18 protein-coding genes are annotated in these 25,283 nt (G+C 37.2%); 3 read left to right on the forward strand and 15 right to left on the reverse strand.

Annotated features, from left to right (window positions below; translation table 11 throughout):
* The first annotated feature begins 128 nt into the window (after positions 1–128).
* Positions 129–1,121 carry a phenylalanine--tRNA ligase subunit alpha gene (pheS, locus tag EZY12_10190; protein ID QSX69906.1) on the forward strand — a complete coding sequence of 331 codons (993 nt, stop codon included), beginning with the start codon at positions 129–131 and terminating at the stop codon, positions 1,119–1,121.
* Positions 1,122–1,174: 53 nt separating this feature from the next.
* Here pheS and EZY12_10195 read toward each other — a convergent pair whose 3' ends face one another.
* The 3 genes from EZY12_10195 to EZY12_10205 all read right to left on the reverse strand — a co-directional run bounded on the left by EZY12_10195 (position 1,175) and on the right by EZY12_10205 (position 4,841).
* Positions 1,175–1,738 (reverse strand): Uma2 family endonuclease, encoded by a 564-nt coding sequence (locus EZY12_10195; protein QSX69907.1) that lies wholly within the window; start codon positions 1,736–1,738, stop codon positions 1,175–1,177.
* Positions 1,739–2,547: 809 nt separating this feature from the next.
* Positions 2,548–2,829, reverse strand: coding sequence for a hypothetical protein (locus EZY12_10200; protein QSX69908.1), 282 nt, complete (start codon positions 2,827–2,829; stop codon positions 2,548–2,550).
* A 218-nt stretch (positions 2,830–3,047) separates the two neighbouring features.
* Positions 3,048–4,841: a WD40 repeat domain-containing protein gene (locus tag EZY12_10205; GenBank protein QSX70614.1), complete on the reverse strand. Its 1,794-nt coding sequence runs from the start codon at positions 4,839–4,841 to the stop codon at positions 3,048–3,050.
* Positions 4,842–5,845: 1,004 nt separating this feature from the next.
* On the opposite strand from EZY12_10205, the gene EZY12_10210 reads away from it, so the two are divergent.
* Both EZY12_10210 and EZY12_10215 read left to right on the forward strand, forming a co-directional pair.
* A complete protein-coding gene (locus tag EZY12_10210; GenBank protein QSX69909.1) occupies positions 5,846–6,628 on the forward strand; it encodes a PIG-L family deacetylase in 783 nt (260 codons plus the stop codon).
* Positions 6,629–6,688: 60 nt separating this feature from the next.
* The gene (locus EZY12_10215) at positions 6,689–7,798 is read left to right on the forward strand and encodes a glycosyltransferase family 4 protein (protein QSX69910.1); all 1,110 of its coding nucleotides are present in this window, start codon (positions 6,689–6,691) and stop codon (positions 7,796–7,798) included.
* Here EZY12_10215 and EZY12_10220 read toward each other — a convergent pair.
* From EZY12_10220 to EZY12_10275, 12 genes are all read right to left on the reverse strand, one after another.
* Positions 7,781–8,662, reverse strand: a complete 882-nt coding sequence (locus EZY12_10220; GenBank protein QSX69911.1) for an aspartoacylase — start codon at positions 8,660–8,662, stop codon at positions 7,781–7,783. The genes EZY12_10215 and EZY12_10220 overlap by 18 nt on opposite strands.
* A 261-nt stretch (positions 8,663–8,923) precedes the next feature.
* Positions 8,924–10,348, reverse strand: coding sequence for an O-antigen ligase domain-containing protein (locus EZY12_10225; GenBank protein ID QSX69912.1), 1,425 nt, complete (start codon positions 10,346–10,348; stop codon positions 8,924–8,926).
* Between the two features lie 46 nt (positions 10,349–10,394).
* Positions 10,395–11,339 (reverse strand): glycosyltransferase family 2 protein, encoded by a 945-nt coding sequence (locus EZY12_10230; GenBank protein ID QSX69913.1) that lies wholly within the window; start codon positions 11,337–11,339, stop codon positions 10,395–10,397.
* Complete coding sequence (locus EZY12_10235; GenBank protein QSX69914.1) at positions 11,257–12,459, reverse strand: glycosyltransferase family 4 protein; 1,203 nt, start codon at positions 12,457–12,459, stop codon at positions 11,257–11,259. Before EZY12_10235 ends, EZY12_10230 begins: the two co-directional genes overlap by 83 nt.
* 25 nt (positions 12,460–12,484) lie before the next feature.
* A complete protein-coding gene (locus EZY12_10240; GenBank protein ID QSX69915.1) occupies positions 12,485–13,471 on the reverse strand; it encodes a glycosyltransferase family 2 protein in 987 nt (328 codons plus the stop codon).
* Positions 13,458–14,636: a glycosyltransferase family 1 protein gene (locus EZY12_10245; GenBank protein QSX69916.1), complete on the reverse strand. Its 1,179-nt coding sequence runs from the start codon at positions 14,634–14,636 to the stop codon at positions 13,458–13,460. Before EZY12_10245 ends, EZY12_10240 begins: the two co-directional genes overlap by 14 nt.
* A gap of 155 nt (positions 14,637–14,791) precedes the next feature.
* A complete protein-coding gene (locus EZY12_10250) occupies positions 14,792–16,621 on the reverse strand; it encodes an ABC transporter ATP-binding protein (protein ID QSX69917.1) in 1,830 nt (609 codons plus the stop codon).
* 66 nt (positions 16,622–16,687) lie between these two features.
* Positions 16,688–17,632, reverse strand: a complete 945-nt coding sequence (locus EZY12_10255; GenBank protein ID QSX70615.1) for a hypothetical protein — start codon at positions 17,630–17,632, stop codon at positions 16,688–16,690.
* Between the two features lie 113 nt (positions 17,633–17,745).
* Positions 17,746–18,498 (reverse strand): sugar transferase, encoded by a 753-nt coding sequence (locus EZY12_10260; protein ID QSX69918.1) that lies wholly within the window; start codon positions 18,496–18,498, stop codon positions 17,746–17,748.
* A 1,237-nt stretch (positions 18,499–19,735) separates the two neighbouring features.
* Positions 19,736–21,964, reverse strand: a complete 2,229-nt coding sequence (locus EZY12_10265) for a polysaccharide biosynthesis tyrosine autokinase (protein ID QSX69919.1) — start codon at positions 21,962–21,964, stop codon at positions 19,736–19,738.
* Between the two features lie 151 nt (positions 21,965–22,115).
* Positions 22,116–23,201, reverse strand: coding sequence for a glycosyltransferase (locus EZY12_10270; protein ID QSX69920.1), 1,086 nt, complete (start codon positions 23,199–23,201; stop codon positions 22,116–22,118).
* A 767-nt stretch (positions 23,202–23,968) separates the two neighbouring features.
* Complete coding sequence (locus EZY12_10275) at positions 23,969–25,282, reverse strand: NAD(P)-dependent oxidoreductase (protein QSX69921.1); 1,314 nt, start codon at positions 25,280–25,282, stop codon at positions 23,969–23,971.
* Position 25,283: the final 1 nt, after the last annotated feature.

Genomic DNA, 25,283 nt, shown 5'->3' on the forward strand with positions numbered 1-25,283 from the left:
TGTCAGTGTCTGTTGTCACACTAACAAAAAATAAATGTAACTTCCTGTCACTAATTCCTCTATTCCCTGTTCCCTGTTCCCTGTTCCCTGCTATAGACTAATGACTAATGACTAATCACCAATGACTAATGACTAACAATTTAGAGGATCAACTTTTAGCATTACGCCAAGAAGGAGAAACAGCGATCGCATCTGCTGATACCTTGGAACGCCTAGAAGAACTACGAGTTAACTATTTAGGTAAAAAAGGGCAATTGGGGGCGCTATTGCGAAGTATGGGGCAAATGAGTGCAGAGGAACGGCCTAAGATTGGGGCGATCGCTAACACTGTCAAAGAAGCCATCCAAAACAGCCTTGACCAGCAACGGACAACCTTGGAGTCTGCTCAAATTCAGGCACAGCTAGAGGCGGAAACAATAGATGTCACTATGCCCGGTATTTACCGTCCCCAAGGTCGGATTCATCCTCTCAATGGCATTATTGACCAAACCTTAGATATCTTTGTCGGTATGGGTTACACCGTTGCCCAAGGTACAGAAATGGAAACAGATTACTACAATTTCGAGGCTCTTAACACTCCTCCAGATCATCCAGCCCGTGATATGCAGGATACCTTCTATTTACCAGATGGTAACTTACTGCGGACTCATACTTCCTCGGTGCAAATTCGCTATATGGAAAAGGAAGAACCACCTATTCGAGTTGTTGCCCCAGGTCGAGTATATCGCAGAGATGATGTAGACGCGACGCACTCCGCAGTTTTCCATCAAATTGAACTTTTAGCAATAGATGAAGGACTAACTTTTACAGACTTAAAAGGAACTGTGAAAGTATTTTTACAATCAATATTTGGCGATTTACCAATTCGCTTTCGTGCCAGTTATTTTCCCTTTACCGAACCTTCAGCCGAAGTAGATTTACAGTGGAAAGGGCGGTGGTTAGAAGTCATGGGTTGCGGTATGGTTGACCCGAATGTTTTGAAATCTGTGGGTTATGATCCAGAAGTTTATAGCGGTTTTGCTGCTGGTTTTGGTGTAGAACGGTTTGCAATGGTATTACATCAAATTGATGATATTCGTCGTTTGTATAATAGTGATTTACGCTTTTTACAACAGTTTTAACGGAGGGGCGGAGTTTCCCCGCCCTTGATAAAGCTTCCTGTTCCCTGCCATAATCATGAACCAAAACTCAACCAACCAAAAATTTCCTTAACTGTCAATTCTAAATTAATACCTTCCAAAATTGGTAATTTATCATCACCTTCATATATTTCTATTTTTTGTCCAGGAAATACAGTTAATACACTTTCTTCCTCTGGATTTAGTAACCAACCTAATTCAGTTCCATTTCGGGAACAATGCAATAATTTAGTTAATACTTTTTTCTGTTGTTGTTCAGGAGAAAGAATTTCTATTACCCAGTCGGGATGAATTTCAAACCGGTTAGCAATTCTCCCAGACTCAGTTTTAGGAATTCTCTCCCACCGGAACACCGCAATATCAGGAACAATGGTGCTACCACCAAAAGTACAACGTAGTTCTGAGAAAGCTATGGCAATTTTTTGACTTCTGGTTAGTCCATTGACAACTTCAATAAAAGTAGTCTGAATTAAGCTGTGTTCACCTTGTGGCATAGGTTTTTGCAGGATTTCCCCGTTAATAAATTCTGATGCTGGCTTTGTTTCTGGTAACTTGACAAAATCTTCTAGTGTAATCTGGCGTTTAATGGCTATAGTCATAAGACCTCGCGGTATGCGGGAAACTCAGTCCCTTTAGGGCTGAGAGGGAAGCGACACGGGCGGTTTTAACCGCATTGAATCTTTTTTCATTACCGCCTTGGAGTTGGGAAATTCGGGGTACTGTTGTGATGTACTTTCAACGGGACAATTACCGATTCAAATTTCTCAACTCTGTACGCATAATGTGTTGCACGCGATGTGCCTCCCTTTCGGGGTGATGTTAGCTTCGACCTGTTATAAGAGCTTGTTAGGCTTGCAACACTGTTCCAGTGACCTTACAACTGTTTAATCACAAGCGACAGAGCAGGGAACTAGCTACGCATTCCGGGGTGTCGTGACTCAAATAACGGCTACCCTGAGACTATGCTCAGGGTGGTCTGGTCAGTACAGCTTGTTTGATTTCTCTTGCAAGCTCAGTCCCTTTAGGGCTGGGTTACTGACAATTGGTAACTAGAAAGCATAGTTATATTATTAACGATAATGTTTAAAATTAGTTTTCAGGAAATATCTGTAAAATCAAGTACATTGGGTATGTAATTACTACCTAAAAAAACGTGAATAAATTATTTATCAGTATTGGAATGTTTTTCGGTTCTACTATTGGTAGCTACATTCCGCTTTTATGGGGTGGGAGTTTGTTCTCATTTACCTCAATTCTATTTAGTGTGATTGGGGGATTTTTGGGAATATGGCTAGGTTATCGCACTTCCAAATATTTGGGGTTTATGTAATTTGCTAGAATTATTCACCGTTAATTAAGTAGAGGTTTAGCAATGCTAAACCCTTTATTTTCCCCATTTTTAAACTGCTTATTTTAAACTCAGATCATGTTGAGAAAGTAACTTCTCAACCTTTGCTTCTTCAATGCGGGAAGTTAACTTTTTGCTTTCATAAGCATCTCTAGTAGTTTTTGCCAAAGTAAAAGTAGAACCAACAGAAAAAGCTAAACCCATGCCCATAAATCCTTTGATCCAGTTATCTGCGGGTAAATTAACAATACCAAAAGTAGTTAGAGAAATAGATAAAACAAAAGATGCCCATGTTTGTAAAACCCAAGCTGGATTCTCTTTTTGTTGATTAACTGTTGACATATTATCTACTGTTTAATTAATTACTTACTTGCTAACATAACGATTGTATCATAACGATTGTATGTATTGGTGAAAAAAGTAGTGAGAGTAACTTACCAGTTAAATAACTGTACTCAATTAAAATCACTCAAAAGGCATAAAATAAAGCAGTTATGGATACAAGATTTGTACCAGTTTTGCAAGTGGCACAAACTTGTAGAGACAACCGCAGTTTTTATTTAACTTCGCTGCCAAATTTTAATTGTTTTATCCAAACTTCCACTAACTAACATTTCCCCAGAAGCAGTAAAGGATAAAGCTGTAACTGTATTTGCATGACCTGTAAATGTCCCTAATAATTCCCCAGATCCTAAATGCCACAATTTGATAGTTTTATCAGCACTACCACTAGCAATAATTTGTTCATCAGGACTTAAAGCAACTGCATTGACACTATCTCGATGTCCTTTGAGAGTGTGAACTAATTCCCCAGTGGCTAAATTCCAAACTCGAATAGTTTGATCTTGACTACCACTGACTAAAAATTTAGCATCAGCACTCATAGCTAAGGAATTGACAATATGGGAATGACCCATTAGGGTGTATATGGGTTGTATATCTGGCAGATTTTTCTGATTTCCTGTAGCGGATGTTTCCCAAACTTTGATTTTCCGATAGCTACCTGTAATCAAAATTTTCCCATCTTGACTTAACACCATTGAATGGGCTGCGGTATCATCTAAAGATAGGGTATTTTCCACTTGGCGATCGCGCAAATTCCAAAATAAAATCTTGCGATCATGACCACCAGTTGCTAACATATTACCATCGGGTGTAAACGCCACACAACGTACATCTCCATGATGTTTGTGGAGAATATCAATTAAATCTAACGCCCCCGTATGCCAAATTTTAACTGTGGAATCTGCACCTACACTCACTAATGTTTGTCCGTCGGTACTAAAAGCTAAGGAATTAACTTCATTAACTAAGCCAGAATGAATCCAAGGATATTCCGATAATGTCTCGATTAATTCACCTTTGGCTAAATCCCATAATTTTGTTTCTCCCCTACTACCACTCGCTAAAATGGGAATAGTTTTAACATTTTTACAGTCGGCATCTTTAACTTCTAAAGTTTTGATAGCATAGGCTAAACAATTAATACCTCTGGTATGTCCTTTTAATGTTTGCCAGCATTCCCAATCACCAACAATTTTCTTTTGGGGATGATCTGATGGTAAGGTTTGAATTGTTTCTACCATCATTTTCTCATCAGTTATTGGCACATCATCTTGTTTACCACTCAGAGATTGTAAATACCAATTTAATCCCCCTGCATACAATAAACTACTGGGAGTTAGATATATCTTTGATTCTGGAAAATCCAGTTGATTTGTGGGTAAAAAACCAGTAATCACGGTTTGTTTGTGGTATCCTAGTTCGTTATTTCCGGGATAAAACAAACAAAGAAAAATTAATACTTGATGTCTATTGATATCTTGTTGACTAACAGACCAACGGATTTTATCTTTTTTGATGCCGTTAAAACTTTCTCCATCTGCTACGTGAACTTGAATACTGATCTTTGGGTTATTAGTCAATAAATAAGTAAATTTACTTTCACCACGTAAATTTCCCTCATCATCCAAAACCATATTTTCTAAAGTGTCTTGTGGCACTTTTCTGACTAATTTTCCCAACCGTTCCATAATCATCCAATCTACAATTTGTTCACGGACAAAATAATCTTCGGCTTGACGTTGAAAATAAGTAGGAAAGGGAATGATCCAATCAGGATATTCAGGGTATTCAGGTGGTATCGGTGGCGGATTTTTAGCGAGAATTTCGGCTTGTTGACGAGAACATTCGAGAATTTTCGTGAATGAATCCCCCGCAAATGCCATCACTTCACTGTGATAACCTTTAACTCGACTTTCTAAAAGAGAAAGATCCGCAGTTTTGGGTTTTTTCACCCGGTTTAAGAAGTCAGTTTGTTGCGCTTTTAGTAAACTAATCCAATTCATCTGCATGATAGTGGCACACCATTGCATACCCAAGATAACTTATCCTAATGCAATAATTACTCAATTTATAACTTCAGCAAAAATTCAGTAATCATTACAGTCTCATAGAATACAAAAACTAGCGAAATTTAATGGTAAACATCAACCCCTACAGTGATTAAGCACAGCTTAATTTTATATAGTAGGTAATAGAGATTTCGATGATTTCCCTAAATTCTAACTAACCTAACCCATGATTTACTGTTTCTCTAGAAACACTTCTGGGTAGAAAAATGAAAGATGTATCCTACTTTGCACACTTCCCAGATATCAAATTCATAGAGGGGGTTATTGAACGGAGTTGAAAGATGACCACTGAGTTTATATTCACTCATTGGTGTCAACTTAAGCTCAAATCCTTGTCCCCTCATACTACTATGTATACACAAGTGATTGAATCGCCCCCTAACCCCCAAAATTGGGAGATTTAGGGGGCGAAATAGGCCGAAACGAAGACAGGTAGGATTTGTGTGTACACCGTAAGCCCCCTCATGAGGGCTGACAGGTGTAGGTTTTTAATATTCTCTGTAAAGGCAAGACCAACTGATGACAAGGAAGGAAAGTAGACAAGGAGGATTTTATCCACAAAATACTCAATTCATGGGTTGTTTTGTTACTAATTATACATTCATTTGTCCGGTTTTCCTCCCTTGTCACCTTGTCCACCTTGTCCACCAAGTCTTGTCCTCAAGACAATGTAAAAAACCTACACTTGTCAGCCTTATGAGGGGAGGGAAAGCACGTAGGGTGCGTTAGTGCCAGCGTAACGCACCGTTAATCTTGGATTTTTCAAAATTCAAATACTATTGGTACATAACTTCTTATTGATATTTTCAGCATAACTTTATTAAAACAATAAATACTATTATCTAGGGCTTGACTATTATAAAAATAGTTGTTTTCGTTTATGGGAGGCATCAATATTTGTCATCCACAAAACTTGAATTTCATCTTGAATCAATTTTAAAGTTATGAATCATAAAAAAGCACTAATATCCTTAGAAAAAATAATTCCTAATAAATTGCTAAATCAGATACAATATATTCATTGTAGTTTAGTTTCATGGTGGATTTTGCATTGGGGAAGTCAACCTTTAGAATTTTCAGAAAAATCAGCAATGGTTTTTTCTCCTCATCAAGATGATGAAACCTTTGGTTGTGGAGGGATGATTGCAAGTAAAAGAGAACAAGGAATAGAAGTAGGTATAACTTTTTTAACTGATGGTAGAGGTTCTCATGGGTCAGATCCACATATTCAAAATCAAGTTATCCATATTCGTCAACAAGAATCTTTGATAGCTTTAGATATTTTGGGTGTAAACACTTCAGATATTCATTTTTTAAATCATCAAGATGGCAGTTTAACTTCCTTGAATATAGAAAAAAAGCAACAGATAATTACGCAAATTTCCGAATTGCTTCAGTTTTATCAACCGGGAGAAGTTTATGTTCCTCACCGCAAAGATTGTCATCAAGATCATGAAGCTACCTATAACTTAGTCAGAGAGGCAATTAGCCAATCTAAAATTACTACAGAACTACTTCAATATCCTATTTGGGTATTTTGGCGATCGCCATTATTTATTCTTTTGAAGTTACAAGATATTGCAGCGGCTTATCGCTTATCAGTGACATCAGTAAAGGATAAAAAAGCAAGAGCTATTGCTGCATATCCTTCCCAACTGCAAATGTTACCTCATGGATTTATTAACCGATTTTTAAATTCAGAAGAAATATTTTTTAAATCCGAGTAAAGTTTTTGGGGATAGGCATCTGAAAATTAGCTATAAATAATTACGGTAGGGGAAATTTAAATGCGGATTCTACATATTACTAATCATGTTCAAAAAATCGGCAATGGCATTGTCAACGTAGCAGTAGATTTAGCTTGTTTACAAGCAAAAAGTGGTCTTGATGTTGCTGTAGCTTCTGCTGGTGGAGAATATGAAAAATTATTAACAGATCATGGTATTGAGCATTTTTATCTCAATCAATGCCGCACGCCATTAAATCTTATTAAAGCTGTTGGGCATTATCGCCGGATAATTAAAGAATTTCAGCCAGATATTGTTCATGTCCACATGATGACAGGAGCAATTTTAGCCGGTATTTGGCGAAAAAATCGAGAATATCATTTAGTTTCTACTGTCCATAATGAATTTCAGCATAGTGCTATATTAATGGGATTAGCTGATCAGGTAATTGCAGTCAGTAAAGCAGTAGCTAATTCCATGATTCAACGGGGTATTCCATCTCAAAAGTTGCGAGTAGTGAGCAACGGGACTTTAGGAAGTCCTCGACATAAAAAACTGCAAGATTATCAACCAGTAGCAATGCAACATCCATCTATAACTACTGTGGCTGGGATGTATACTCGTAAAGGTATTTATGAATTAATTGAGGCCTTTAAAATAGTTTCTATAGACTTTCCGCAAGCACATTTATATTTAGTAGGAGATGGACCAGATCGGCCGATGTTCGAGGCTATGGTGCAAAATACAGGTTTGAGCAATCGCATTCATTTTGAAGGATTTCAGGCAGAACCGCAATGCTATATGTTAGCAACGGATATCTTTGTTCTAGCTTCCCATTGCGAATCTTTTGGCTTAGTGCTGACAGAAGCGCGGGAAGCTGGTTGTGCGATCATAGCTAGTGATGTTGATGGTATTCCGGAAACTTTAGATTATAGTCAAGCGGGAATTTTAGTACCACCCAAAGATATTTCCACTTTAGCTAAGACTTTGACACAGTTACTGAGCGATCGCCAACTTTTAGATCAATGGAAAGTCCGCGCTCAACAAAATCTAGAAAGATTTAGTGCCGCACGAGTGCATGAAGAAACACTAACTATATACCGTGAATTAATCAGAAAAGACAATATCATCAGAGTTATAGAAACCAGAGAATTAGCTAATCTTAATTAATTCTTTTTCGCTAATGTGCATGGCAATTCCTTTCTCATAATAGGCAGCTTCATTAATGAAAATGGGATAAACAGTGGAATTGCCTTGATACAAAATTTCCTCTCCATTAAAAGTGAGAAATATAGGATCACCAGGATGCAAGGGTTCATAATCTCTGAACTGAAGTTGGGGGTGAATCATAGCCTGAATTTCTCCGACTTCATTTCTAGGATAATCAATAACACCAATTGATTTATAAACTGTCAGCAAATCATTTTTCGGCAAGTTTTTTCCTTGATTATAGTCTTCAAAATAATCTAAAACACTATAAATAAGTTGCTCAGTTTGTTGAAACAATTCAGCATTTAAAATTCCCTGGGGTACAGCACCAACTTCAATAGCAAAACCCAAATCACATAAAGAACGCAGAAAACCACTGCCTTTGGGTTGTTCATGAATATAAACTTTTACCAAAGGATTCATTGCACTCAAATCAGCCGCTAAGTTAAGTAATAAAGGATGCCAATTTCCCAGAATAATACATAATCCCATATTGGCAGTAGTAGTATGTAAATCAATAATTGTATCTACATTTTGTTGGTTTTGTGGTTGTAATATTTGTTGAATTTCTCGCGCTCTTAATTCCTCATAACTTGAGGTTTTTGCATCTGATAATTTATTATTATTAAAACACCGATTTAGGTCTACATCAATATATCTTGTCCGTGCAGTAATAGCTTTAGGATTGCCAAGTAATGATAAAGTTTCAAAACTGGTTCTATGAATTAAATGGGGATATTGCTGAAACTTTTTAACTAAATAAACTCCCGTTAACTCATTACCGTGATTTCCGCCGACAATTGCCACCCGATGAATTTGATTCATAAGCACCTCATTTATAATAGTAGGGAATAGGGAAAAGGGAAAAGGGAACAGAGAACAGAGTTGAAAGTGTTTTGGTGTATGGGTTTTTAGATAACTTTTGTATCTGATTCCAGTAGATATCGTTAAAGTAAATTAGTTATGAAAGTGAACACATTCTATCAGTCCATAGCACTTTCATTGAATTTATGGAAATTCCCAAACGCAGATCCCCGACATCTTGTTGAAGCCAGGGATCTTACAGTTTAATCCATCAGTCAAATACTATACCTGTGGTCTGCTATAGTATTTATGTCCTGCCATAGCCATAGCCAAGAATCCCCACATAATCATCCCTGCAATACTTAGCATCCCGCTATAGATAATTAATTGAGCGCAAGAACTGATACCAATAGCACGGGCAGCACTGAGAAAGCTATCAAAACGACCTTCTGTATAATTACTAACACTAAAAAGTATTAATAACAACCCACTAATATAAGGTATAGCACCAATCCAACCCAAGGTAAAAAACATATCTAAAATGCCGCTATCAATGACAATTACCTCTATTTGTCCAGTTTTTTCATTCACCTTCCAGACATTTCCAAAGCCGTTACCAACAACATTAGAAAGAGCTAAACTCAAGTTTCTGTCATAAGTTGCTGATCTATCCCTAAAACTACCATCTTGTTCTAGATTAGAAAAACTTTCAAATCGAGAGGTAATAACTTTAGAAAGAGGTTCTATAGTTACCAAGGGGACAATACACATTGTCATCACCAAAATTATGGTAACTAAGCGCATTTGAATTTGGGGTTTTACTGAACCAAAAATCAGAATTATGCCTAACAACCAGCCGCCCCAACTTGTCCGCACTTGGGAAAGTAAAAATGATAAATAACCCACAGCAGAAGCCGGAAAAATTAACGGGCCAGCACTGGTAAATAATAATAGTAATCCAGTCATCATCACCGTACCAAATGGACCGGGTGAGTGTAATGTACTCCAAACGCGCATTCCAAAAGGGATAGGGTGTCCAGCACTGGTAAACATTTTAGATTCTACAAGCCAATATCTATCCCATTCAGGAGCGACAACAAATTGATAGACCCCGTAAGCTCCCAGGATGAGTACACACCAAATAAATGTGCGTTGCAGATGCTGGCGATAACTGGGATAATCTCGCCAATTAGAAAATAGGTGAAAAGCAAAAATTATCGGACTTAGCCAATCTAAAAAACTCCGCACTACAGGAAGTGGTTGATTGTAAATTAAACCCACTAAACATCCATAGCAAACTCCTATAAAACCTAAAAGAAATGGTAATCCCCCTTGACGAACAGTGCTAGGTAGATGTTTTAGGAAGGTAAATACAGTTACAAATACTACCAAGTAAGGTGCAATTAACATTTGTCGGGTAGGGTCCCAGCCAACCTTATAGTCAACTAAACGAGTAATTAAGGGGGTGAGAAACCATATCCACCAGGTGAAGCCGATATAATGAATGGGATGCCGTAAGTATAAAAACAGGGCTACTAGAAGGGCTGTAGCGGGAAAAACGAGGCGTAAACTGGATGTAGTGGTAAAGTAGCAAGCTGTTGTGAGAAAGATAAAACCAAGAATGATGATCCAACTTTGGGCAGATCGATCTTGAGGAGAAAATTGTTCTTTTAAAACAGTATTAAAAAGTATTGGTTTAGAAATCATTTTGATCTCAATGTTGTTTAAAAATTTTGGTATTTGTAAATCTTAATTAATAACTAAGATGGGATTTTTCCATCTTTCTATATTGTTGATATCCCAACCATCTTCCCTGTAAGGATGCGTGCAATTTTTTACTAGCAAGTTGTCTTTGTTGGGGAAATAGTCGCAGCCATTGACATATTCCTAAACTTTCCTTAGTGCCGATTAAGACTGACCAAGATAAAAACACAGCCTGACGCAGGGGAGAAAGATGTTCTAATAAAACTAAGGTTTCGTTATGGACTAGGTTAATTAATGCCGTGTCGTTGAAGTTATGGCGTTGATCTTCATCAAATCGTTGGGCTGGATAGTGATCTACAGCAATACTAGGATCATAAATCATTGTCCAGCCAGCGCGTTTGAGGGTAAGGGTGAAGGACATTTCAAAATGTACTTGTGCGCCTGTTCCTTGCATTCTGTCATCAAAGCATAGTTTACCAATAGCTTGGGTGCGAAAGCTCATGTTCACACCTTTAAGGACATCAACTTCACGGGGTACACCTACCCCTAGATGATGGTTGCCAATAACACGTCCGCACCATTGCAATTTACCAACTATGGGACGAGAACCATTTTCTAATTTGTCTCCTTGATAAACCCAATCACGGCCACCAACGCCACCAATAGCCCGATTAACGCTGAAGTGAGTATTAATTTTAGCTAACCAATCAGGGTGGGGGGCAGCATCATCATCGGTGATGGAAACAATGTCTCCCTGTACTTGTGCCAGTCCGGCGTTGAGGGCGGCGACTACTCCCGGCTGGGTGACGGTAACAATTTGTAAGGGGAGAATGTGGGGCGGGAATTGATTTAGGAATTGCTGAGTTTCTGTGTCTGTATCTCTGACAACAATGATCGCCTGATCAACTGATTTAGTTTGCTGTTGCAGTGCTTTCAGACAGCGGGCTAGGTCTTGAGGACGGCGATAGGTGGGGATGAGAACGGTGTTTCTCATTGGTCATTAACTCCTCAAATATATCTAAATAGGTTTGTGCCATTGTTGACCAGCTATATTTTTCGGCAATGCTACGGGCAACTTTACCCATTTCTTGCCTCAGCGAGCGATCGCTATTTAATAAACCAAGGGCATGAGCTAAAGCGTTAACATCGTTGCAGTCGTCTAAAACAATGCCACAATCAGAATTAAGTAAGTCAGCCGCACCAGTAGTAGTAGCTGTAATTACTGGCAAACCTGAAGCCATAGCCTCAATCACTACAAGTCCAAAAGGTTCATAACGGGAAGGAAACACAAATAAATCTGATGCCCGTTGAATTTGCGGCATATCATGGCGATAACCTAAAAAATGCACTCTTTCACTAATATTTAATGCCTTGGCCATTGCCGGATAGGGGCTATCTTGAGTACCACCGACAACTGCTAAATGTAATTCAGGAACTTTCACCAACCCATGAAGTACAGTATCTAAGTTCTTCCGAGAAATCCGAATATCACCCGCAAATAATGCCAAAGTCACACTTTCCGGCAATCCTAATGCAGTCCGAGAACTGACACCAGGAGCAAATTCTTGTAAGTCTACACCATTGGCAATTACCTGAATTTGCAAAGGAGGTACACCAATATCTATTAATTCTTGAGCAACTTTTTTTGAGACAGCAATAATAATTTTAGATTGGCGGAAAGCTTGTTTTTCCCAATAAGCATTAGCCGCTGTAAATAACCATTGATAAAAACCATATAAATCTTTGCGCGTCCGGGAAATATGTACAGAGGATTTCAACCAAGAATTATGGACAAAATGGACAGCATTTACATCAGCCGCACCCATAGTAATCGCACCATTAACTTTAATTAAATCCAAATTAGCCCGATTTTTTTGCAACCAATCTCCGCTTTTTTTCGCAAACATAAAATTGCGAATAAATTCTGTAGGATATTTTTCTACTGGAAGATAAATACAATTAACAGCACTATTTTCTGCTAACTCTGGAGCAATTTCACTAGCTAATAATGTCAGGTTATGACCACGACGAATTGCTTCTTGAGCTACTTCATAATTAACTCTGCCTTGACCATCACCTTTTCTAATTTTGTGGGTAACAATACAAATTTTCACTCATAACCTCTCTTGATTGATTAAATTAGGAAATTTTCCAGATTTTACTTGTTAAATTTGCGGGAATAAAACTGATAATTAAAGCTACTAAGGTTCGCAAATTAAATTTTTGTTCACTTAACGTCTGCCAAAAATAACGACGAGCATCTGTAATTTTTTGATCTCGTAATAAGCCAATTCCTAAAGTTGTATTAGCTTCTAACCATTTGCTTTTAAAGTAAGATTTAAATTCCTGTAAACGTTGATCTTCCATAAAGGTTTGATAACAGAATAATTCACTTTTACCTTTACGAATTTTTGCTTGAATATTGCGACTACCACTGAGCATAGTATCAGTTTGTTCATGCTCTCGATATTTAGTTAATTTTTCAGGAACATAATAAACTCCATAGCCAGAAATACAACAAAGATAAGTTAAATATAAATCCCACATTCCGTCAACTTCTGAAGGAATACTATCCCAATTTAAGACACCATTTCTAATTACACAAGCAGCCGCAGTGGGAATACTTTTATCAATTAAGCCAATTTGAGTAAAATTTTCATGAATTCCGAGAGCGATTTGATCCCGTTTATAACTGCGGGTATTGTTTTCAGTGGCAGCAATATTAATTTTACTATCACCATCTATAATATATTGGTCACAAAATGCCAGAATTAAATGAGGATTTGCTTCTAAATTAGGTACAAGTTTAGATAAAAAATCCTCATTCCACATATCATCATCATGGAGACTAGCTACATATTTACCTGTAGCAATTTTAAAACCATGAAACTGATTACCCAACATTCCAATATTTTCTTCATGTCGGAAAAATTTGATGCGTGAGTCTTGAAATGATTCCATCAGAGCTTGAGGATTTTCTAAACTGCAATTATCAGAAACAATAATTTCTAAATTTTGATAAGTTTGGTGAATTGCGCTAGTAATTGCTTGTTTGAGGTATTCTGGGCGATTATAGGTAGGGATAATCACACTTACCAAAGGTGCAGAGGAGTTAATATTTAGCATTGACTGTAGGATGATAAAATGAACTAGTGGGAATATTTGTTTGTTTTTGGGAAACTATTTCTAAGAACCGTAAAGCTGTTGGTACAGGACTATAATTTTTAATTGCCCAACTTCTACCTTCTTGAGCAATATATTCGAGAATTTCAGGATTTGCTGTAATTCTATCTATTGTTGTCTGAACGTTATCCAAATCTATACCAATATAATGTCGCCAATTTTCAGGCATTACGGGTAAATCAATCCCATATTTTTCAAAATCTAGATGAAATGTCACACATCCTGCGGCTAAAGATTCCCAAAATCGCCAACTATCCCATTGGACAATCGTGTTAGATTTCAACATCAATTTTTTCATTACTCGCTGAATATTACGACTAATTAAACCACCTGAATTTTTCGGCCAAGCAGGAACAAAAAAACCACCAAAACAAGCACAGGCAGTGGAATTTTTTAGGCGGTTGTAGTAATTTGGATAGTGCCGTTTACCAGTTTGTAACCATTGGAGATAATGATATGGTTCAGTTGGATATTCGGCTTGGTTATCAACACTATTATTCGTCTCCAAAATATTACTAATGTGTGGCATTAATAGCCTAGAACTAATATTCCTCACTGGATGACCAGTGCGCCAATGTCGAAAATTAATGAGTATTTGTCTTTTTTTATCCTGGAAATTTGGTACTTCCTTTAATTCATTTAATATCCGGTTACTTAATCCAAAAGACCAGGGATAAAAATTATCTAGATAATTGAGTTGTTGATTTGAATGTGTCTTGAGGATGAAATCAAATTGTTTATATTCTGGTAATTTATGATAATTGTTATCATTATCATTACCATCTAAATAAACAGTTAAATATTTTCTTCCTTCATGAAATAAATTATCCGGCAGAGGATAATTAGCATTAAACCAGTTATTGATAAATACTACAATAGAGCAGTCATCGGTTGTGATAGCTGGATCATGACGAAAGAGATATTCTTGTTTTTCCGGTGACTCTTGCCAGTAATTGATATTAGAAAAAAAGGATATCCCCAGTTCTCGAAAACCTTCTGCTAAACAAATAAATAAATGCTGAAACCTATCTCCTCCATTACCTTCCTCTCTAGGTAAACAAAAAAAATATATTTTACCCTTAAAGTTAGCTAACTGTTGATCTTTCATATTTTTGGCAATCTTTATTGGTTAAAACAAACAAAAATGTCTCTGCATCTTGTTCTATCAACATTTAACATTCAGTTAATTAAATGTTGAATTATTGTTTATCTGTTCTTGGAGGTTGCATTTATTCTGACTCGGTGACTCCTGACTCCTTATATTTATCTCACTTCATTTTGAATTTGATAATATTGCCAGAACTTGCCACGTTGTTGAAGTAGCTCTTGATATGCCCCCTGTTCTACAATCCTTCCTTGTTCAATAACTACAACTTTATCCGCTTTAGCAATAGTAGAAAGACGGTGAGCGATCGCAATTACTGTGCGGCCAACAGAGAGCTTTTCTAATGAGTCTTGAATTAACCGTTCAGACATAGAATCTAAAGCACTTGTAGCTTCATCTAAAATCAGAATCTCTGGATTTTTCAGCAATGCCCGAGCAATAGCAATTCTTTGTCTTTGTCCTCCTGATAGTCTGACTCCTCTATCTCCTAATTGTGTATCAAAACCTTCAGGCATTTCTAGAATAAATTCTAAAGCATTTGCTTGTCGTGCAGCTTCTTGAATTTCTGCTTCTGTTGCCGTTGGTGTACCGTAGGCAATATTATTCCAAACAGAAGTATTGAAAATAAATGTATTCTGACTAACAACAGCTATCTTAGAGCGGAGAGAGTTGATTTCAAATTTGCGAATATCAATCTCATCTATATAAATATAGCCATCAGTAGCATCATGAAAGCGCGGAATTAAATCTGCAAGTGTAGTTTTACCAGCCCCAGATGAACCCACCAAAGCTGTCATTTCACCTTGTTTAATTGAGAGAGTAATATTATGTAAAATGCGTTTTTCAAGACTATAATCAAAATCTACAGATACTAAATCAATTGATCTTGTGAAGCCAGGAAATCTGAGTGCGCCATTTTGAAAGTAGATTTTATCATCAGTTTTCAATAAATTCTTGATATTTTCTACTGCTCCTGCTTGGGTACTTAAAGAAGCTACGACTCCATTCAAATCTTGAGTCATGGGGATGATCCTAAACAGCACAAAAAAGAAAGTTAATAAAGCCGAAACTTTCATTAAACCTGTGACTAGAGCCACAATAATCATACTGATAAGAATTACAGTAGATATACTCTCAGCTAGAGGCTTAACTAGCAAAGAAATCCAATAAACACTTTTCCAAGTATTAACTATTTTTTCACTAGCTTGATAATAGCGTTTTTGCTCAAATTCTTGAGTAGAAAAAGCATGGATTGTGCGAATACCTTCGATCAACTCTAGCACCCTAGCAGTAAAATTATCATTGGCAGAAGTAATAGCAAAACTTCGTTCTCTAATTTGTTTATTTAGTGTAGATAGTGCTACAGCTAAAAGACTAAATAGCAAAATAGAAACTATAGAAAGTTTCCATGAAAGAATAAACAAGGAAACAGAATAGACAATCAGTGTAAAGCTTCTAGTAACTAAAAAAGCTAGTCCACCAAAAATTTGTCTAATTCTCTCCATTTCACTGGTGAGTGTATTAACTAATTCTCCAGATTTTTTATGACTAAAATAACTGAGAGCTTGAGCCTCCAACTGTTGAAAAATTCGTTTACGGAGATTATCTACTAAACTTACTTCACTAAACTGGATGCAAATCTGTCCTATATAATTGAACGAAGCCCGCATACAGGTTGTGATTACAATTAAAGCTGATATGCGATATAATCGCTCCATTGCTGAACCATTAATGCCTAAAATTAAAATATCAAACCACTCAATTCCTGTTTTCACTGGTTCAGCACCAGGAGTAGTTAAGCTTTGGAGGAACACCAGCAAAAATCCTAAACCAAACCCTTCAAAACTTGCAGCTAAAACTGAAAACACTACAGCTAAAATTGCCACAAGTCGAAAGTGTTTAAATTCTCGTAAAATTAACCGATTATTTTGCCATAAATTTGTAGCTTGCAATATTTTCACAGTTGATGGTAGCAATGTAAAATCCATAAAAATTTTGGCCGATAATTTTGATAATTAAGTACAGAAGCATCAATCAAAAGCAAATAAATATATTTACATAGAAGCACGACGGATAAAACGACCAAGAGCAGAACCACAGAGAATTTCAAATTTTTGCCATAGTATTTTGGCTATTGAATATAGTTGAATAGGTGTTTGGCTATGTCGCCAATACAATTTATCGGTGATGGTTGGAGCGCTACCTTCTAAAGCACTAATAATTATTTTCTTGCGCCAAGGTTTAACATTTGGGACTGTGGCATGAGACATGATAGTCCCACCAGGAATAAAATCCATGCCGTCAGGGCCAACGGTACTTAAAGGATAATTAGTCAGCATCAATGCTAAGTTTAAATAAGTCTGATCTCCATAAAGATATGGGTAGTGATGAAAGGTATTATTGTTATAAAGATCCTTTAAATTGGCATATCCTGCCATTTCAGCTATTTCTTCTAATTTCTGCCAAACTTTTAAGATAGATTTGTGATTTTTATGAACGCCAATAAAGCCACTATTGTAGTGATAATCTAATTCCCGTTCACAAGCAAAACCATTATTTTCAGCAAATTCTTTCCATGCTAACCGTCGAGGATGATTGGCCGGAACAAGATACCAAGAATCACCGCAAAGAGCAATTCCCCGACTTACCCAATTTTCATAAAAATTCCACTCACATTTATTGACAATATCAGGATCAAAGTAAAATAAGGCATCAATATCTGGACAATAATTTTCCCATAGCTGGGACATAAAATCAGGTTTGTAAAAACCTAAATGTTTTGGAGTTGTTAGCTTCACAAACCGGATTGCACAACCTTCACCTACAGAAAACTCTTGATAACCATTTTCTGTTTTCAAAGATTTAGCCCAAGGTGGCACATCTCCCCGATAACCAGCCCAAAATATGCCTCGAAACCCGTGGTGATATAAGGAATTTACTAAAGCCCCAACACCATAATGATAGTCTTTTTCAAATACTGTACAAATCGCTGTCTGCATGGTGTTTTTTACTTTTTTAATTAGGTACATAATTCATAGTTACCAATATGAGAACAGGAAATAATCATCACTTGGGTAAAAATGCTTGAAGAGACAGGGTTAATATATTTATCCTAACCCATAGATATTTTGTCTTTGGTATCTATTTGCCATAAACTACTGAATTTATGTTGTTTAGCTAACTTTTTATCCTGTTCTTCTAAGCTTAATTTAACTGCATCCTCTAAAGACAAACAACGATTGTTAAGTAAGCAAAATTTTCCTTGAAATAGATTCAATCCATTAGACAAATTATTCAGAAAGAATGTGCCTAAAATAATACTAAATTTTGTCATTTCCTGTTTAGCTATTGAGCTAAACTTAATAGCCCGAAAAAGTTGCCCATGTTCTCCCACGTACCACTCATAATCAAACAGTAATTTTGGGGAATATATCTGTATAGTTATCAATCCTCCAAGAATAACTGGACTCATAAATAGTAGTAAAAGTAAAGCCCAAGTCCAATCAATTATTATTTGTAAAGTTCTGAAAATTTGATTCCCTTTTTTTGGCAATTCTTGATGACCAGAAATGTTCATAAATATGGGCTTGTTAGCTTTTTGACAAGCATTTGCCCAAACTTTTAATAAAGAATTACCGATTTTGGGATCTATGCTGACTAAACTAGCTGGAGAATGTTTTAAGCACTCTATTAACGATTCTTCATTTTCTAGTGCCGCTAAATGAATCTGTGGTAATTTTCCCAAACTTTTCACCAATAACTTTCCCCTGCGCCATTGTAAGCTGCATGATAGGAAGCTAATATTTTCAGATGGTTGAGGGACAATAGAGTTATTATTTAGACTGGAAATGACTGAGATGGGCATATATTGAAAGTAATAAAGTAGTAAAAGATTGACTTGATATCTACGACTAGGAAATTAAAATTTTCTCAATCGTAAAAAAAAATATAGTAAAGACAAGTAGATTAACTTTTATTGCTAACCAGCTTTCTTCGTGATCAGATTTGTGTATATCACAATAAATAGCAATAATTAACTATAACAGTCGGGAATTAGGGATACTTAGTATTTATTTGCAGGAGCAGTAATCCCGGTGAAGATACTGAATTTTTACAGCCCTTGTCAAATCATCTCGCTCTCGTTCTTGAAAGTTTGAGTATGTGTTTCAATCTCTAGAATATAAGACTCTTGATAAATAAATCATCAAGAAACAACTTCTTTATTCACTCTTTAAATAAAGATTACTTTTTCCACATAATATTAAGATATGATAAATTGAATCAGTAGTAACTAAATAAAATTAACCAAGATTTTGTGCTTACAAAACATATTATAGATTATTGATCAAGTCAATAAAAAATAACTTTAGAGTAAATTAATCACTCGGAAAAATATTTTGTACAACGAATATTCTTCAGCCGTAATACACCATAATTAGTTTTTGTAGGTTGGGTTAAGCGACAGCGCAACCCAACAAAAGTTTCTAAGACAACTCCAAAAAATAAATTATCCAATATTGTGGGATAGGCATCTTGCCTGTCCTGGTATGATTAGCAGGTATTAAATATTGTTTTACCCCACCCTAACCCTCCCCTTAGAAAGGGGAGGGAACTTGAGAACTCCAAAAAATAAATTATCCAATATTGTGGGATGGGCATCTTGCCTGTCCTGGTATGATTAGCAGGTATTAAATATTGTTTTACCCCACCCTAACCCTCCCCTTAGAACTACGGTGTACACACAAGTCTTCTAGAGTTGCCCCACAACGTTTAGATCCCCCCAACCCCCCTTAAAAAGGGGGGCTAAATTCTTCAAAGTCCCCCTTTTTAAGGGGGATTTAGGGGGATCGGATAACGTTTAGCATCCTGTCTAGAGATGTGTGTACACCGTAGACCCTTAGAAAGGGGAGGGAAGTTGAGAACTCCAAAAAATAAATTATCCAATATTGTGGGATGGGCATCTTGCCTGTCCTGGTATTATTAGCAGGCAAGATGCTTATTTACTGATAAATGATTAATGTTAGATTAGTCAATGCAAAACCCCTGTGGAGTGCAGGGGTAAATCTATTGTATTTGGTCGAATAGTAATCAAATATTCTAGTTTATTCTTCCATTGCTGGTCGTAAAACTAATTGTTTTGGCTTTACATAAGGTACATAGGTGCTATCAGATGAAGATACGCCATTAGCGACAACCCCAATTAAATTTAACCTACTTAACATCCCTGTAGCTTGATTAAGTTGAGTGCGCGTCACCTTACCCATGCTTGCCATCATCACCACACTTCGACAAGATGATGCTGTGAGCATAGCATCCACCAAACCAAGAACTGAGGGGGCATCTATGATGACCAAATCATAATTTTCTTCAAATGCAGCCATCAATTGGATCATGCGGGGAGAACTCAAAAGATGGGCAGGATCGCTTGGTATTGGTCCGGCTGTTAAAATATCAATGTAAGATGATCCAGAGTAAGGAACACTAATGTGATTAGGTAGATTAATTTCACTTTCTAACAAACTTGAAAGTCCCTGATCATTAGGAAGATTTAACTGTTTGTGCAGACTAGGATCTCGTAAATTGGCATCAATTAGTAAAACTTTTTTATGTAAGCGAGCCGCACTCATTGCCAGACCTAATGCTAAAGCTGATTTACCATCATCTGGTAATGCTGATGTCACCATTAATGATCTTAAATCAGAGACATTATTCAGCAGTTCAATATTTTTGTAAATGAGATCAAGCGATTCCCAGCGAGGAGAAGATTGTAATACTTGAATTGTCCAAGGTGCAAGAACTTCTGGTTTGCCAAATGGCAATTTGATCATTGATTCTCTGGGTCTAGCAGGAGGCAATTTAGGAGTTGTTCCTAATAATGGGAGGGCAGCCTGTTTTTCTAATTCTGCCGTAGTATGTACAGCGTCATCAGATGCTTCACGAATAAAGGCAGCAACTCCTCCTAACATTAAACCAATTACTCCTCCTAATAATAGGTTTTGTCTCAGGTTTGGTCCAGTTTGAGAGCCTTCTTGAGGTTCTTCTACTACTTCCCAATTAAAGCCACCTTTAGAAAGTTCCTGGCGTAATTTTTGTTCGGCTCTTAATAATTGTTCTAATCTTTCTCTACTAAATTGTAGTTGAGGAAGGATGCGATTGTAATAAGCCAATAGAGAAGGAAAGCGCTTGAGGTCTGCTTGTAATTCTTTCTCTTTTGTTGCTAAAGTTTGATCGCGGGCGCTTAATGCAACTATGGTAGTTTGTGTTTCTACTAATTGACCTGTGAGATTAAGATCAATTTGCCCAAGTTGTCCTTGTTCTAAAAGATTGTCTCCAGAACTAAAGACAGGATTAGTCCTTTCTCCTAATGTTCTGCTAACTTCTTTTTGTAAAAGTTGTTTTTGACTTTGGAGTTGTTCGGTCAATTTTTGAACGTTGGGAGTATCATCAGTAAAACGTAAGCGTTCTTGTGCTAAAGCCAGTTCTGTTTTTTGGATTTCGTTGAGTAAGCCTTGGTAGCGGGTAGACTGACTCAGACGGGAAGAAACTAAGGCGTTTTGTGGAGAACGGTTAAGTTGTGTTTGCAAAGATTTTTGCTTTGCTAAAGCTTCCTCATATTGGGAACGAGTTGTTTGTCGTTCCTGTTGGACAGTATTTAAAGTTATCTCTACAGTTTTAGCTTGAGCATCTGGATCAATTAAATTTTGACTTCTGCGAAACCGTTGGAGATTTGCTTCTGAAGCAGTTACTTCATCAGTAGCTTTTCTTAATTGGTCTCTGATTACTTGTAACCCTTTTTGCAGGCGCGAATCTTGCTGTTGTTTGTTGTATTCTAAATAAACTTGCTGAATGGTTTTGAGAACTTTTTGGGTTTTCTCTGGATCATTATCCGTATAATCAACCTGAAATATTTTAGTGACAACATTATCCTGTGGAGTCTTAATTTGAGTTAAGACTAAGGATTTTTTTAAATCCATGACAGTTAAGTCTGGATATTCAGCTTTGAGTTTATCAACTGCTTTTTTAATAAGTCCAGAACTTTGCATCAAGTTCAATTGAGTAGCAGTATCTACCTCTATGTTAGCATCAGTAAATTGACTTTCAGTGTTATCAGTTTCTTTCTTTCCTTGATAGTTAGCTTCTACTAATAATTGCATACTACTCTTAAAACTGGATGGTGTTTTTAAGGTAATGATGCCAGCAATAGCCGTAGAACTCAGCAATACTAATAATAACCAGGGAAATCTTCGCAGAATTACTGCAAATATTTGTCCATAACCTGGTTCTGTTTCTGACACTGGATTTATATTTGGATTTAGACTAGTTTGAACCACTTTTATTATCCTTATCTGCGATACACTACGCAAACACCTAAAAATTAAATGAATTAGCGATGCACACCTTAATTACCGCAGGGCAGAATTAAAAATCAAAAAAGCCAATTACACAAGCTTTCTGGAAATTTTTAATGATTAGTTATTTTAACTATGCTGCGCTGGTTTTACCAATAACTTGCTCAACTTTACTAAAGAATGTCTGTTCTGAGAAATTGCTAACAGCGTGATTACGGATGGTTTCGTAATCCCACGATATTCCTCCAGCCTCTAGTAAAGCTGCTTGTAAAGAGCATGGTGTTTGTCTTTTGAAGAACACACCAGTTTTACCTGGTATTTGAGTATCTAATACTCCACCTGCTCCATAAGCAATGACTGGTGTACCACTAGCATTTGCCTCGACTGGAACTAATCCATAATCTTCTAAAGCCGCAACAATAATTGATTTGGCTTTAGAAAATAAGTCTTTACGTTCTCTATCACTAACATGACCTAGAAATTGGATGTTGGGTAATGCGTGGGCTTTTAGTCTTGCTTGTTCTGGTCCATCACCTGATATTAATAAGTTCCAGCCTAACCAATTAAAAGCTTCGACTATTATATCAAGACGTTTATAACTTATCATCCGCGCCGATGCCAAGTAATATTCTTCTTTGGTATCGGAAAAAACAAAGTTACTAGTATCAATTGGATAGTTAATAGCAATGGCTTGTTTCTTGTAAATTTTTTGAATTCTTTGGGCAACAATGCTAGAGTTAGCAATGTAGAGATCGGGTTCTTGAGCATATTTCAGGTCTACATTTCTCATCATCTGAAAGACTTTTTCGATGAGAGGAGCAAAGTATCTATAGTCTCCGTATTCCCGTAAATATGTTTCTGTGTCCCATAAAAAGCGGGTAACATTATGACAGAAACAAATATGTCTGGCTGTGGGTTTTTTCCGTACTGCTTTAGCAAAACTCGTGCTACTGCTGATAATTAAATCATAATCTTGGAGATCCAATGAACGAAAGGCAGGAAAATATAGGGGAGCTAACATCCGAAAATATTTGGTTGCACCAGGAATTTTTTGTAAAAATGTGGTATTGATAATTCTTTCACCTAAATCAATGCTTTTCTGTGCATCATATAATGAGGTAAAAATGTCAGCTTCTGGATAGCGTTTACACAGTAATTCAAATACGCGCTCTGCTCCACCGCGTTGGGTTAAATAATCATGGACAAGAGCAATTTTCATACCGGATTCCCTATAATTTTGTAATTGACGATGGGTTTTAATATTTATTCTCTAGTCATTTAATTTTTAATGTTGCATTTCTAGGTTGTATCGCTTGTTTTGTATCAATTAATTTATCTTGTTTAATAGAAGTTGGCATCATGAAAAACCTCACAATATTATCAAAATAATCTCTGCTATTTACTGTATATATGTAGATTCAGAGGTTAAATGAATAGATCAGGAAACCTCTGATAGTGATATTATTTTGATGCTAAGGAACGCAAATTTAATAACCTGCAATTCTGACTTAACCTGAAATGGTGCGTTAGAGGATGTTTTAAAAGTTTTCAAGGTATAAATTAACCCCTCTTGTAAACCTCTCCCCGAAGCGGAGAGAGGCTTTGAAACCCCCCTTCCCTCGTAGGGAAGGGGGGCAGGGGGGTTAGGTTTTTGGAGATTATTGGTTTTATTTAATACTTTATGGCTAACGCCACGCTATGCCTTCGGCACACTTCGTGAACGCTATCAAACACCCTCTTACGCTGTCGCTAACACACCCTACTTTTGCACTTTATTTAATTAATATTCCTAAGAGAATGTTTGAAAAGTTTATGGCTAACGCCACGTTACGCTATCGGCGAATATAATATGGCTTTGCCTCCCGCCAGGGATACGCGACTACACAAACGAAGTCCACCTATTCAGGGATACGTGGACTAACAAAAAACCAAGCTTTTTAACCCACGAAGTGTGGGTTTTATCTGTGTAGCCTTCCAGTCGCCAGGCTATTTGGCGATCGCTAAAGTTTTCGCAGGAGCAAAATAAACGGCTTGTTCAGCCCGTAATTGATCGCAAAGTCTGCCTTCAGGTAGTTCTACATCATCGTAAGTGAGGACATGATCTTTAGGAATATCGCGTTTCAAGCGGCATCCTTCAGCTATACCCATTGGGAGTAAGTTTTCTTGTTGCACAATGGGAGAATTTTCACATTGTCCATAGGTCATGTAATAACCAATACCGTCCAGGGTTTCTCCGGCTTGCAGGTCAATCTTGGCGGTGGTGACGACATCAACAACGGGACCAGCGATTGGTGCAAGCACAGCATCATGGAAGAGGACAGCACGGGCTACTGACAGGGGAACTTCAAAATGGCAGAGGTGATAGGGGGTGTAAAAACTGTAAAGGGGTCCTTCACCTAATTTATAAAGGTTGAGATAATGGCGTTGTTTGGGGTCTTCGTGGGTAGCAAATACGAATACTCCGGGACCTGGTTTCGTCCCAACTACGTAATCAACGATACCGCCTAATTCTTGCAGTTGGTCAATATCATACATTTTGGTCATTTCATCCACATGACCTGTATAGTCATATCCCAACATCCCCCGCTTGGCTACTTTCATGCCTGTGCCATTGGCTACTATGGCTTGCTCAAAGGAAATTTTCGTACCATCGGCAAAGCTTGTTACCATTGCTGGATTTTGACCCCAACGTTGAGCAAATCCGGCTTGGGTGGTGGGGTTACGGTAGGGGTCTTGTAAACCTTTAATGTTGCCGCACAAGAGGGGTTTTAAACCGATGCTTTTAACAAAGCGGTAGAGGTTCATTTCTACTCCTGGTTGGTCGCCATCACAGGCACTGAGAATCACGCCAGCGCGGTCTGCGTGGACTTTGAGGATGGGGCCAATTGTGCCATCGAGTTCGGCATTCATTAAAATGATATGCTTGTAGTGAGCGATCGCACACATAACTAAATGAGCAGCGTATTCAATAGTTCCTGTGACTTCAATGATTGCATCTATACCATCTGCTTCACATAAGAGCATTGCATCTTCAGTGATGGCATATTTATTTTCAGCGATCGCATCTTCTAAAGCAGCTAAATTATCAACAATCTTGATATCTTCAACGCCTGCTTCTAAATAAGCTCGTTTAGCTGAATCAATGTGACGATTAGAAATAGCCACCAACTCCATTCCTGGCACAGAATTGATAATTTGATTGGCAATGCCTCGACCCATAAAACCAGCCCCAATCATGGCTACTTTCACTGGTTTACCCAATGCAGCACGGGCTTGTAAAGCTTTATCAACAATAATCATG

The sequence above is a fragment of the Dolichospermum sp. DET69 genome (assembly GCA_017355425.1).
Classification (GTDB): domain Bacteria; phylum Cyanobacteriota; class Cyanobacteriia; order Cyanobacteriales; family Nostocaceae; genus Dolichospermum.

What these genes read in the sequence shown, in the direction of transcription:
- pheS (QSX69906.1), top strand. Translation starts at nt 129, where the DNA reads ATGACTAACAATTTAGAGGATCAACTTTTAGCATTACGCCAAGAAGGA.
- EZY12_10195 (QSX69907.1), bottom strand. Translation starts at nt 1,738, where the DNA reads ATGACTATAGCCATTAAACGCCAGATTACACTAGAAGATTTTGTCAAG.
- EZY12_10200 (QSX69908.1), bottom strand. Translation starts at nt 2,829, where the DNA reads ATGTCAACAGTTAATCAACAAAAAGAGAATCCAGCTTGGGTTTTACAA.
- EZY12_10205 (QSX70614.1), bottom strand. Translation starts at nt 4,841, where the DNA reads ATGCAGATGAATTGGATTAGTTTACTAAAAGCGCAACAAACTGACTTC.
- EZY12_10210 (QSX69909.1), top strand. Translation starts at nt 5,846, where the DNA reads ATGAATCATAAAAAAGCACTAATATCCTTAGAAAAAATAATTCCTAAT.
- EZY12_10215 (QSX69910.1), top strand. Translation starts at nt 6,689, where the DNA reads ATGCGGATTCTACATATTACTAATCATGTTCAAAAAATCGGCAATGGC.
- EZY12_10220 (QSX69911.1), bottom strand. Translation starts at nt 8,662, where the DNA reads ATGAATCAAATTCATCGGGTGGCAATTGTCGGCGGAAATCACGGTAAT.
- EZY12_10225 (QSX69912.1), bottom strand. Translation starts at nt 10,348, where the DNA reads ATGATTTCTAAACCAATACTTTTTAATACTGTTTTAAAAGAACAATTT.
- EZY12_10230 (QSX69913.1), bottom strand. Translation starts at nt 11,339, where the DNA reads ATGAGAAACACCGTTCTCATCCCCACCTATCGCCGTCCTCAAGACCTA.
- EZY12_10240 (QSX69915.1), bottom strand. Translation starts at nt 13,471, where the DNA reads ATGCTAAATATTAACTCCTCTGCACCTTTGGTAAGTGTGATTATCCCT.
- EZY12_10245 (QSX69916.1), bottom strand. Translation starts at nt 14,636, where the DNA reads ATGAAAGATCAACAGTTAGCTAACTTTAAGGGTAAAATATATTTTTTT.
- EZY12_10250 (QSX69917.1), bottom strand. Translation starts at nt 16,621, where the DNA reads ATGGATTTTACATTGCTACCATCAACTGTGAAAATATTGCAAGCTACA.
- EZY12_10255 (QSX70615.1), bottom strand. Translation starts at nt 17,632, where the DNA reads ATGCAGACAGCGATTTGTACAGTATTTGAAAAAGACTATCATTATGGT.
- EZY12_10260 (QSX69918.1), bottom strand. Translation starts at nt 18,498, where the DNA reads ATGCCCATCTCAGTCATTTCCAGTCTAAATAATAACTCTATTGTCCCT.
- EZY12_10270 (QSX69920.1), bottom strand. Translation starts at nt 23,201, where the DNA reads ATGAAAATTGCTCTTGTCCATGATTATTTAACCCAACGCGGTGGAGCA.
- EZY12_10275 (QSX69921.1), bottom strand. Translation starts at nt 25,282, where the DNA reads ATGATTATTGTTGATAAAGCTTTACAAGCCCGTGCTGCATTGGGTAAA.